A 10,425-nucleotide genomic window follows, 5' to 3' on the forward strand; every position below is an offset into this window, starting at 1 on the left:
TCCCTTTAACCGTTACTTTGCAAAAAGTTGATTGGGCAGACTCAAACGCTAAAAAGAAAGCCAACTCATCTAAAAATAAAGGTAAAGCGAAAAAGACGTCTGGTAGTGGTCATAAGCAAAGCAACAGCAAAGGTGCGGTTAAAACCGTTACTACTAAGCCTGGTGACACGTACTATAAATTTTCACAGAAATATAACGTTAGTGTCGCTCAGTTGCGTAAGTGGAATAAATATTCCGACAGGTCGATTCCGGTAGGCGTGAAAGTAAGAATCAAGTAAGGAGGCACAATGCTATGAGTTTAAGAGACAAGTTAATTGTTGATACAAGTGATATGCCAAACTACGTTATTTTGCCTATTGGTACCGAGAATTTTACAATCGAATTTTTCTATCGTGAGAGATTCGATAATCTGTATTTCAATCTTTATGATTCTGATGATAACCCGCTAGTCACCGGTGAAAAGATCGTTTATGGTGTGCCGTTGTGGGATATCAATGATGCTAACCTGCCGAGTGAACGGATTGTTCCTTTGGACGAGACGGGGGCAGAAAGTACGGTCAGCATTGATAATTTCCAAACTTCGGTCTTTCTCTACTATGATGATCTAGCGCCGGAGATTGAGGATCCAAGCAGTGCCAATGTTGATGAAAACGATTCGGATAATTCTGATTTACTTGACGATGATTCGGGAAGTTCACTTATTGAAGATGAACCTTCAGATGATGATAACGAGTATGCACTCCCAAGTGATTGGGGTGATGAGCAATGAAACTCGTTAGGCTTTATCGAAGGCTTGAGGTTGATGGCAAAAAAGGCAAATTAACTCTCAAGAGTTACGCCAAAGTTCCATACAACATTTCTATGGATATTGAAGCCTCTTACTCATCCGGCAGCAAAGAAACTACCCAAGTATCAGTATTGAATCTTCCAGCTGAGGGCATAAATTATTTAACCAAAGGTGCCAATGCGAGAGTATATGGCGGTTGGTATGATGAAGATGGAACAACAAATGATGTTGGGATCATCATGGAAGGAAAGTTGGCAACACCAACGCCATCGACAATCGATTCATCAGGAAAAACCACAACAATCACTATCGTTGATGGCAGTGATTATGACAAACTTCCTGAAGTGAAGAAAAAGGCGACTACTTCAAGGTCGATTTCTGCACAAAAGACGCTTGACCAGACAATCACTGCTTACAATAGCAAGATGAATGCACAGCGCCGTAAGTGGATTGACAACCATCCGGATGCTACAAGCAAACAGTTTCGAGCATATGGGCATACAATCATCACTAAGAAAAATGCTTTTGCTAAAAAGAAACGACAAGAATATGTTAAGCAAAAGGCTAACCATACCGCTAAAGCCAAGGTAACCAAAAAGACTAAGTATAAGCCTTTATCTTTTGCAAAAAACACCAAAGGCTCTTCAATTATCAAAAAAATTGCCAAAGAAGCAGGCATCAAAATATACAAGCTAAAGCTGGTATATGATAAGAAATTTACTAAGGGTTATACTGCTAAAGCCAAACCGATGAGTGCTATTAAAAGTGTTGCTTCGCAGTGTAAAACACCAATTTCTTATCCAAATGGCAGGCTGGAAATTGCGGATTATTCTAAGAACAAGAAGTCAAATTTTTATCTGAGTTACGATACCGGCATGCTGGGAGAACCCGAACCTCAAGATGATTCAGACGATGGGCTGCAACACTATCAAGTTGCAGCTCTTTTTAGACCAAATTTTACGGTTGGATATATTTTCCATATCGACAGTACAGCCTTGAGTGGCTGGGTACTAATTAATAGCGGCACAACCTCTATTACTGATGATTCAGGAACATCAACACTTGACCTGGTTGACTACTCTAAATACAAAAAGAAGAATTCAGCTTCGGTCAAAAAAGCTGAAACCAAAGATAAAAAGACCAAAGCGAAGTTGGACGCAGCTAATCGCAAGAAGCTTAAGGAAAAGCAAAAAAAGAGGCGCAAGAAATGACTAAAAGCCGCAATTACATTGATGATTTTTTTAACACGTACAAAAATGATGTTTTGAGTGATATCCACGGTGCCATTAGATGCAAGATTGTAAAAGTAAACGCGGACAAAACATATGATGTACAACCTCTGGCATTGTTTTCCGATGGCACCAAGCGACCACAGCTTTTAAGTCTTCAAGCATCTTTTATTCCAATTAAGATTAAATATCATGATGATATCGGTGATTCACATAGTTTCTCTCCATTTTTTGCTGAAATGATAATTAATTATCAGGTCGGTGACGTTGTGGTTGTCGTGTTTGAAGACCGTGATACGTCCAATGCTAAAGGCGACAGTGTTTACAAGATTGACAGTGAACGTATGCATGATGCTAACGATGGCGTTATCGTTGGCAAGATCGATATAAAGTAGGTGGTTTGAATGGCAAAAGATGTCTATATAAATGATCAAGGCGATTTTGAGCAAGATGATAAAGGCAATGTGGCAATGGTTGACGGTCTTGATGAAATCGCACAATCATGTATGATCGCCCTGAATACCCGCAAAGGTGGTTGGGTTCTTGATACCGATGAAGGCCTTGACTGGGGAGCCGTAATTGGAAGCAATGTTCATGATCAATTTGTAACAGCTGCCATCAGAGAAACGTTGCTTGAAGATCCTAGAATTGATGACTTACATGATATTAGCTTTGAAAGAGACTCAAGGCAATTAAAGATTTATATTACTATTGAAGTTAAGAATCAATTGAAAGAAGTTGTATGGGAGGCGGGTGTCGTCAATGATTGATGAAAACGGTTATTCACCGCTTAGCTTTGACGATGCCTTGGACACGGTTCAGGGCTTTATTAGAACGGAGAATGGTGAAGATACTAACGTGTCTCCTAGGTCTTTTTGGGGAACTGTCGCCCGTGTCATGGCAAAGATCGCGGTTAATATTGATCAGAATGGCGAAGATGTTCATGATTCGGGATATATTCTGCAAGCCACGGGAGTAAATCTTGATCGCGTTGGTGGCAATTACGGGTTAATGCGAAAGCAAGCTGAAGCAGCCAGCGTGACCTTATCATTTACTGGTACTGCGGGTTATGTAATTCCGACCGGTACTGTATTTATGGATGACAAAGGAAATGAATATTATACGGTTGATGATTGCCAGCTAGACGCTAACGGAATTGGCTCTACAATAGTGGTTTCAGACGAATTGGGAACACAATACAACGTGGATGCGGGAACGATTATTAACCAACAGTCTCCAGTTGAAGAGATCGATACAGTTACCAATGCAGATGCCGCTGAAGGTGGGCAGGATATGAAAACTGACTTAGATTTCAGGTCCCGCTTGTTACTGGCATCTAACTCTAATGAATCTGGCACAATCAACGGGATATATACCGCCTTAATGAACACACAGGGAGTCACGGCCGTCAAAAGTGTTTATAACAGTTCGGAGAATGCTCTTGATGCTTATGGCAACCCGCCGAAGACTGTTCATTACTATGTTCAGGGTGGTGCAGCTCAGGACGTTGTCAATACAATTTTTAGAGTTGGCGGCGGTGGAATTGCCCTTTATGGATCTAAGAGTGGCACAGCAATCGATGATTCTGGCGAAGCGCACACGATCTACTTCGATCGTCCACAAGAAACGCCAATTTTTGCCAAAGTCAGTGTTAAAGTAGACGATATCTTTGATAAAAATGAAGGTACAGATGATATTAAGGCGGCTGTTGAAGGATACATTGAAAGCTTGCAAATGGGTTCAAAAGTTGTGACCAATCAATTCTTCTCTAATATCTATGCAATTGACGGTGTCAATTACGCGGATATCACGATTGGAACCGATAAGACTAAATTAAGCACTGATAACATCACTTTGACCGCCTTCGAGATTCCGATTATCGATGATGATAATGTGGAGGTTGACTATGTACCAAACTAATTATGATGAAGTTTATGCAGAGATTTTTAAAATATTTGACCGAGGGTTTGCGGTTGGAACAGGTAGCAATGTTAATACACTAATTCGTGTGTTGGCAGATTTCCAATTGTGGCTGGATAACGGGTTCGAAAGTATCCATAGTTCGTGGATAATTGATGAAGCTGTTGGCGAACAGCTCGATGAAATTGGTGACGACATTCATCAACCGCGATATGGGACGAGTGATGAAACTTATCGTTTCATTCTTAAAACTAAGCTTTTGGCCGCCCATTCAGGTGGAACAATCAACGATATCATTAATATTGTCTGCAACGCCCTTCAAATAGACCCTAAAACTTCCGGTCTGAAAGTTCACACTGATTATCATTGGGACGGAACAAAAATGGTTGGCAACCCTCAAGTCGTTGATATCGACCAATTACCGACTAGCCTTATTTCATCTCATCAAACGTTACTTGTATTGATGGATCGACTGTCGTCTGCCACTCTCAATGGTGTGGAAATTAATACGGTGGCATTTATGAATACTATGAACATGAATGAGTATGTTGGGATAGGCGTTCAATCAATTACCGTTGAAAACATCCAAGTAGAAGGAGGTAAGTAAAGTGGCTTACGATTTAGCTAAAGTTACAGATAGTGGTAATAATCTGGTAGCCGGTATCATTGCTGACAAAGCATCCCTCAGTATTGATAAGATTGAAGTTAGCGGTAAACAGCTTCCATCAACGACTGATATCACTAAACTCACGTCGATCCCAAACGTCGTTCAAACTATTCAAGCTAATGGATATTCCAAGAATGATAATACGCTAATTATTTCTTCCGAACTCGACAATTCCAAGATTACGGCGGATTATAAAGCGTGGGTCTTTGGAATCTGGGGGTCTGATTCTCAAAACGGTCAGTCAATCTTGATGGCCGTTGTCACGACAACCAATGCTCCAGACACAATTCCAGCCTATTCAGGTTCAACACCAGTATCATTTACCTATAAATTCAATATTGGCTTTTCCAACGCGTCAAACGTCCATTTTGATATGATCACTGGTGCCTTTGCTACCAACGATACAGTCGTTCATACAACGGGTGATGAGACGGTTGATGGTAAAAAGACCTTTAAAGTTGATCCAGTTGATAAAAATGGTGATGCATATATCACAGGCAAAGGAATTCCATCGAACATTGCCACTTTGGATGACGTGGCTAAAAAGGTTACAGACAATAAAGATGGTTCAATTGTTGTAAATGGTAAAACCTTTGTACCGGCCGACGATAGCAACACGATGCACAAAAGTGGTGATGAAGAGGTAGCCGGTACTAAAACGTTTGATGTGGCGCCAATTCTAAAAACGAATGGTAAGCCATTTATCACGGTGGACGATGTGCCGAAGGTTGATACTACAAAGCTGGTCAACACGGACGGTTCAGCTGATGGCAACATTACCAACACAAAACTGTCTGTCAAGGACGGTCAAATGTTCCTCGATGGCTATCCGATTATGGGTTATGGAGTTGCCACGGACAAAGATGATGCAACAGCAAAGAGCGCCAAATATCCCGGCGTTCTTTTTGTATGGTAAGGAGTGAGAGCATGGTAAACGGAGCAATTATTAATGGCAAAGAATTATTTGCTAACGCCGATACAGGCTGGCAAACATGCAACGATTATCAAGGATCATTAATTAATACCAACATGAGCCTAATTCAGTATCGTGTTTTTAATGATGTATTATTTATCACGGGTAGTGTCAGTATTCAGCAAGGAGCTGGTGCTGCATCTAATTTTGCTTTAAAAATTGATAAGTCATGGAAATTGCCTGATCCAATTGACACAAATACGTGGAATGCAATCCAGCAAAGATCAATTGACCCAAGTGGTGGTATTGCAACTGTTTATTTAAATTACAAAACAGCTTATGACAATGGATATCTACTGGCATTTCGCACTGACAATTTAGATGGCTTTTCAAATACTGAAGCTGCACAAGCCCACTTTTCGTTTGCAATTCCAATAGCCGTAAAAACCTCTGGGGGGGGGCAGAGTGACCGCCTGAACCACTGGTACTACTACGTTTCCGAGAGGAGCGTGGCAGCATGAGCAATTTTATGCTAAACGGAATTTCCGGAAATATTAAAGGCGGTATGCTTGACCAGAAATTACTGTTTGAAAATGATTGGCAGCATTTAGTTATTGTAAATAAAGAATTGGATTTCGAAGGAGAACTTAATCAGGCTGAAGAAGCTATAAAGCCAGTACTTCAATCTAGTGATATTTTTTACAAGTTAAATGAGGATGGCTCAATTATTCTAAATGGATATGTTTGTTTAAATTTTCCAAAAGGGCTTTATAATAATGGCAATGCGGTTGATATTCATTTATACAACGTACCGGATGAATGGCCTAAGAATGCTTCATACCAAAGTTCTAGTACGATTGTCACAGGAAATATTCAAACAATTTCAAATGGACCTAATGGGGAAACTCATATTTATTGGAGTCAGCCAATGGTCAGTAATCCTCCTGACTATTCATTCAATGCGAAAGCAGACTTATGTGGCTTTGCAGTGGTAAATGGTATTTTAATGTTTCAGCCTGGACATATGTATTTGACTGATGGTGCAAGCGACAAAGCGCAAATAGTGTTTGGCGGACTTGCAGACTTGGTTCTTAAATAAGGAAGGACAATCGAAATGAAATTTAATAACTATCTGATTATATGTGAGGGGGTAGCAAGCCCTCTCTAGGCGCTGGTTTGCGTACCTCTGGTAAATTGGAGGTGCGTCACAATGGCTGAACAAATTCACGGCATGGCACTTAATGGGCAACCAATGGAACTACCTAACACTTCATTAGATTCAGACTGGAAACAGGTTGAGACTAATCGAGCATCAATGCAAACCGAAGTCTTTAAATGTTACTATCGCGTTTTAAATGGTGTTCTTTATGTAGAAGGTCAGGTTGCATTAAACGAAGGAAACAACGTAAATTATGGTCTTGTAAAAATGAATCCTCTCTGGAAGCTTCCGGATTATCGTTACAATGAGCCGGAGACAGCATTTCAGTTTGCAGATAATACAACTGATTATGTGCACTGGGGATATCCGAGCTCTGAAGGGTATTTTGTGCAAATTGCGCATAACACAAGTATTGGCTACTTACCAATTGCACTATCAATACCAGTAATTTGAAAAGGAGACGTAAATATGTATAACAAATCAATTATTACATTCGGGGGCATATTCGCTATTAACTAATGCTCTCCTCCATCTCTCAAATGGGAGGTGCGAATGATGGCAGAAATCCATGGAGCAGCACTTAATGGTAAAGTTTTGTTTGAGAATAAAGACGATACATTGATTGCACCGTCAAACATCCCTGCTGGGGTTACTACAACTGGAGGAATTAGAGTTGAGGGAAACTTGCTAGTAATTTCTTTAGCAATCGATACGCCAGTTGGGAAGAGCTGGTATGGTTGGTTTTCTATCTTTAATGATTTGTCATCAATTACTGATGGTAAAACCGTTGTGCCTACTCAAATAACAGGCAAATCATATGCCGACGCAACAAATACAGTTGCTGCTGGCGATATGATGGTTAACTTTGGATATGGCTCTTTTAAGTGGAACAACAAGATTGCTATCTATCCGGGCTATAACTTAGGTAGCGAATGTTGGACAATGTACAATGGTACGGCGTTATTAATTGATAATTAGTTTTTAGCATCCACTACAGAATGTTACCGCGCTGTGCGTTAGTAAAGATGTCAGCGGGATTCCGTTCGTAAAATAAGCAAAACAATAAACGTATTTTAGTATTATTTTTTTGTGAGGAAGTGTGCTATAATAAATTTCGTTGGTAACCTCCCCGGCTACTAACCATATCTCAAAAGACATTGCCCTCAGATATATCTTTTCCAATTATTGTTTCTATTCGATCTCATATATCCCCATATATGAAGTAGCGCCTGTCCCCCCGATAGGTGCTTTTTTTGTTGAAAGTATTATAATAAAATTTGAAGGTTATTAATTTAATTTTAACCTTTCGACCTTATACTTTTGCTAACTTTATTTACATTTAAGGACACTTATTTAAGCCTAGACAGGTGCTTTTATTTAAAGAATACCTGAAGGGGTTTTAATTAGAAAAACTAACTATGGCTGTTATCTTTTGTTGAATCATGTTATATTGTCTATGTTAAGGGGACGTTTATTGACGATAAATTGATAATTCAACTTACACAGTTCTCTTAACTAGCATCTATTCCACGCTTGGGATAGGCGTCATCTTGTGCTTAACTGTTTACATTAAAAATGAATGCTTTATAGTGTGGTTAAGGCCAGTGTACTGACATATATATTGACCCGCCCCCTAATATGAGTACCTTTAAAAGTAAACTCATATTATTATGTATTATCTTCACTAATGAAAGTATCTACTTCTAGGGTAGATACTTTTTCATAATAGATGTACAATGTCTCAGTGGGCTGAAGCACTTTGTGGATTAATTTTGAATATTCAGTCTTATTATTTTTCAAAATAATTATTATGATACTACGTAGCAGACGCCGGAAAACGTCTGCTTTTATTTTGCCCAAAAATTAGGAGGTTTTATTATGTTTACTCATATTTTAGATGTTTTTAATTCCTTGAAGGCAACCGGTGTGGTTGCTTTTTTTGTTGCCGTCATTCCGGTAATCTACAAGATTATTAATCCGTACTTGCAAAAAAAGATTGCGACTGAAAAGAATGTTCATTCCCAACAAGCACTAGAGTTGGGATTGAAACTGGCCAATGTGATTGTACCGGAATTAGCTGTTTTGGCAGCCTTGAGTAAATCTGATCGGAAGAAGGAGGCTATGCGTTTTGTTAACGATCAGTTAAAAGCTAACGGTTTTGATCTTGATTATCAAGTGATTGCCGGCTTAGTTGAAAAAGCTTATCAAGCTTACAAAACGACAGGGGCTGATAATCATTTTGCCCCAGTAACGCCAGCTCCCGGAGATTCAGAGAATAACCAATCAGCTAAGTCTATTGATGTAATCGGAAACGTTTCTCAAACGTCGCAATCAACAGAAAAGGGTGGTGCAAATGTCTAAATTAGTTGGTGATGTGGCTGCTTATCAAAGCAAGTCAAAAGCTTTTTTTGAGAACCTCAAACGATATGGAATTGATTCAGTTATGGTTAAGCTGACAGAAGGGACGACTTATGTGAACGCCAGTGCTGGCGAACAGGTATCAAATGTTTACCAAGTATTTGGCACCGTTGGTGCTTATCATTTCTTTCATGGAAATGGTTTGGCTGAGGCAAAGTACTTTTTAGCTTGGGTTAAAAAGTATGGGTTGGATAAATCAACGGTGTTAGCGGTCGATGTGGAAGCTCAAGATTTACCGGCCAACACGACACCCCAAGTGAATATCCTTTTAAAGTATTTAAAAGCTCAAGGGTATTCTAATGTGATTACCTATGGAAGTGGTTCTTGGTTTAAATACGGTCGGATTAATCGTGTAGCTTTAGTTGATCAGCGAATTTGGGTAGCCGCATACGGGGTTAACCAACCAGGCATTGATAATGCTAATGCTTGGCAGTATACCGATGACTTTAAGAGATTACATGTGGATGCCAGTTATGATTTTGATGGATCCCTGTCTGGAACCTCAACTAAATCAAGTACCAAAACGCAGTCTAGTTACTACCAAGCTACTGGTTTGGGTTTATATGAAGTTGTCGCACCCAAGGTTAATGTTTATAAGAAGCTTAAATTCGATAAAACCAGCAAAAGTGACATTAGTTATGCCAAGGGCTCACGGGTCTGGGCCTCAGCGGTCAAGGTTGGTAAGATCACTCATCTTAAATTGAAATATGCTAACGGATATATCACGTCAAACAGCACCTATATTAAACGAATCCGTTTGTCTGGCGGTGATCATAAATGACTTTTGATCGTTGGATAGAATTGATTACCGTGACTTTGGGTATTTGCGGTAGTGTTTATGGCGTTTTAAGAGTTCTTCTGAAACCGTTAACCCAGAGGCTGGAAGATGTAGCTGAATCAATTAGAGATACCTCGAACCGTTTGGAACAATTTGTAAAGGATCAATACAGTATTAAGGAAACTCTTGCAGTGTCTCGGGGTGAACATAAAGCCATTAATCAGCGGATTGACCAATTAGAAGATGATGTGAAAGAATTGAAAGATAAAAACTAAAGAGCTATTCTTGAAAGAATTATTAAAAAGTTCACTCATATAAAATCTTGGGTGGCTTTTCTACATATGTTATAGTGGGTAGACTATAAGAGATTGGAATGAAGGGATAACGATGCATAAAAAGGATTTGGAGGGCGTAAAAAAGCATTTAGAAAGGGAACGAGAAGCTTGGGGGAAAATTGAAGAAAACGAATTAATAAGCATTAATTCAGCACTTAAATTTCTATATTTCAATATATTTATTTATTTCATATTGGCTTTTATTGAATATTATCTTTC

The 10,425-nt window shown here is 39.3% G+C and carries 15 protein-coding genes; all 15 read left to right on the top strand.

Annotated elements, in window-relative coordinates; translation table 11 throughout:
- The coding region (locus HMPREF0519_RS10885) for a LysM peptidoglycan-binding domain-containing protein (protein WP_003636188.1) at positions 1 to 278 on the top strand (278 nt) is incomplete at its 5' end.
- A 14-nt stretch (positions 279 to 292) separates the two neighbouring features.
- Positions 293 to 769, top strand: coding sequence for a phage baseplate plug family protein (locus HMPREF0519_RS10890; protein ID WP_003636190.1), 477 nt, complete (start codon positions 293 to 295; stop codon positions 767 to 769).
- Positions 766 to 1,998, top strand: coding sequence for a hypothetical protein (locus HMPREF0519_RS10895; protein ID WP_003636192.1), 1,233 nt, complete (start codon positions 766 to 768; stop codon positions 1,996 to 1,998). Before HMPREF0519_RS10890 ends, HMPREF0519_RS10895 begins: the two co-directional genes overlap by 4 nt.
- The gene (locus HMPREF0519_RS10900; RefSeq protein WP_003636194.1) at positions 1,995 to 2,411 is read left to right on the top strand and encodes a hypothetical protein; all 417 of its coding nucleotides are present in this window, start codon (positions 1,995 to 1,997) and stop codon (positions 2,409 to 2,411) included. Before HMPREF0519_RS10895 ends, HMPREF0519_RS10900 begins: the two co-directional genes overlap by 4 nt.
- A gap of 9 nt (positions 2,412 to 2,420) precedes the next feature.
- Positions 2,421 to 2,786: a DUF2634 domain-containing protein gene (locus tag HMPREF0519_RS10905; protein ID WP_003560260.1), complete on the top strand. Its 366-nt coding sequence runs from the start codon at positions 2,421 to 2,423 to the stop codon at positions 2,784 to 2,786.
- The gene (locus HMPREF0519_RS10910; protein WP_003636196.1) at positions 2,779 to 3,936 is read left to right on the top strand and encodes a baseplate J/gp47 family protein; all 1,158 of its coding nucleotides are present in this window, start codon (positions 2,779 to 2,781) and stop codon (positions 3,934 to 3,936) included. The genes HMPREF0519_RS10905 and HMPREF0519_RS10910 overlap by 8 nt, the downstream gene beginning before the upstream one ends.
- Entirely contained in the window at positions 3,923 to 4,543 is a 621-nt protein-coding gene (locus HMPREF0519_RS10915; protein ID WP_003636198.1) for a hypothetical protein, read from the top strand. The genes HMPREF0519_RS10910 and HMPREF0519_RS10915 overlap by 14 nt, the downstream gene beginning before the upstream one ends.
- A gap of 1 nt (position 4,544) precedes the next feature.
- Complete coding sequence (locus HMPREF0519_RS10920) at positions 4,545 to 5,519, top strand: hypothetical protein (RefSeq protein ID WP_003636200.1); 975 nt, start codon at positions 4,545 to 4,547, stop codon at positions 5,517 to 5,519.
- Between the two features lie 11 nt (positions 5,520 to 5,530).
- A complete protein-coding gene (locus HMPREF0519_RS10925) occupies positions 5,531 to 6,037 on the top strand; it encodes a hypothetical protein (RefSeq protein WP_040472806.1) in 507 nt (168 codons plus the stop codon).
- Positions 6,034 to 6,615 (top strand): hypothetical protein, encoded by a 582-nt coding sequence (locus HMPREF0519_RS10930; protein WP_003636204.1) that lies wholly within the window; start codon positions 6,034 to 6,036, stop codon positions 6,613 to 6,615. The genes HMPREF0519_RS10925 and HMPREF0519_RS10930 overlap by 4 nt, the downstream gene beginning before the upstream one ends.
- Positions 6,616 to 6,726: 111 nt before the next feature.
- Positions 6,727 to 7,128, top strand: coding sequence for a hypothetical protein (locus HMPREF0519_RS10935; RefSeq protein WP_003636206.1), 402 nt, complete (start codon positions 6,727 to 6,729; stop codon positions 7,126 to 7,128).
- Between the two features lie 99 nt (positions 7,129 to 7,227).
- Positions 7,228 to 7,653, top strand: coding sequence for a hypothetical protein (locus HMPREF0519_RS10940; protein WP_003636208.1), 426 nt, complete (start codon positions 7,228 to 7,230; stop codon positions 7,651 to 7,653).
- 900 nt (positions 7,654 to 8,553) lie between these two features.
- A complete protein-coding gene (locus tag HMPREF0519_RS10945) occupies positions 8,554 to 9,036 on the top strand; it encodes a hypothetical protein (RefSeq protein WP_003636210.1) in 483 nt (160 codons plus the stop codon).
- On the top strand, positions 9,029 to 9,874 hold the full coding sequence (locus HMPREF0519_RS10950) for a GH25 family lysozyme (protein WP_003636212.1): 846 nt from the start codon (positions 9,029 to 9,031) through the stop codon (positions 9,872 to 9,874). The genes HMPREF0519_RS10945 and HMPREF0519_RS10950 overlap by 8 nt, the downstream gene beginning before the upstream one ends.
- Positions 9,871 to 10,146 carry a hypothetical protein gene (locus HMPREF0519_RS10955; protein ID WP_003636214.1) on the top strand — a complete coding sequence of 92 codons (276 nt, stop codon included), beginning with the start codon at positions 9,871 to 9,873 and terminating at the stop codon, positions 10,144 to 10,146. Before HMPREF0519_RS10950 ends, HMPREF0519_RS10955 begins: the two co-directional genes overlap by 4 nt.
- Positions 10,147 to 10,425: the final 279 nt, after the last annotated feature.

The sequence above is a fragment of the Lentilactobacillus hilgardii DSM 20176 = ATCC 8290 genome, from assembly GCF_000159315.1.
Classification (GTDB): domain Bacteria; phylum Bacillota; class Bacilli; order Lactobacillales; family Lactobacillaceae; genus Lentilactobacillus; species Lentilactobacillus hilgardii.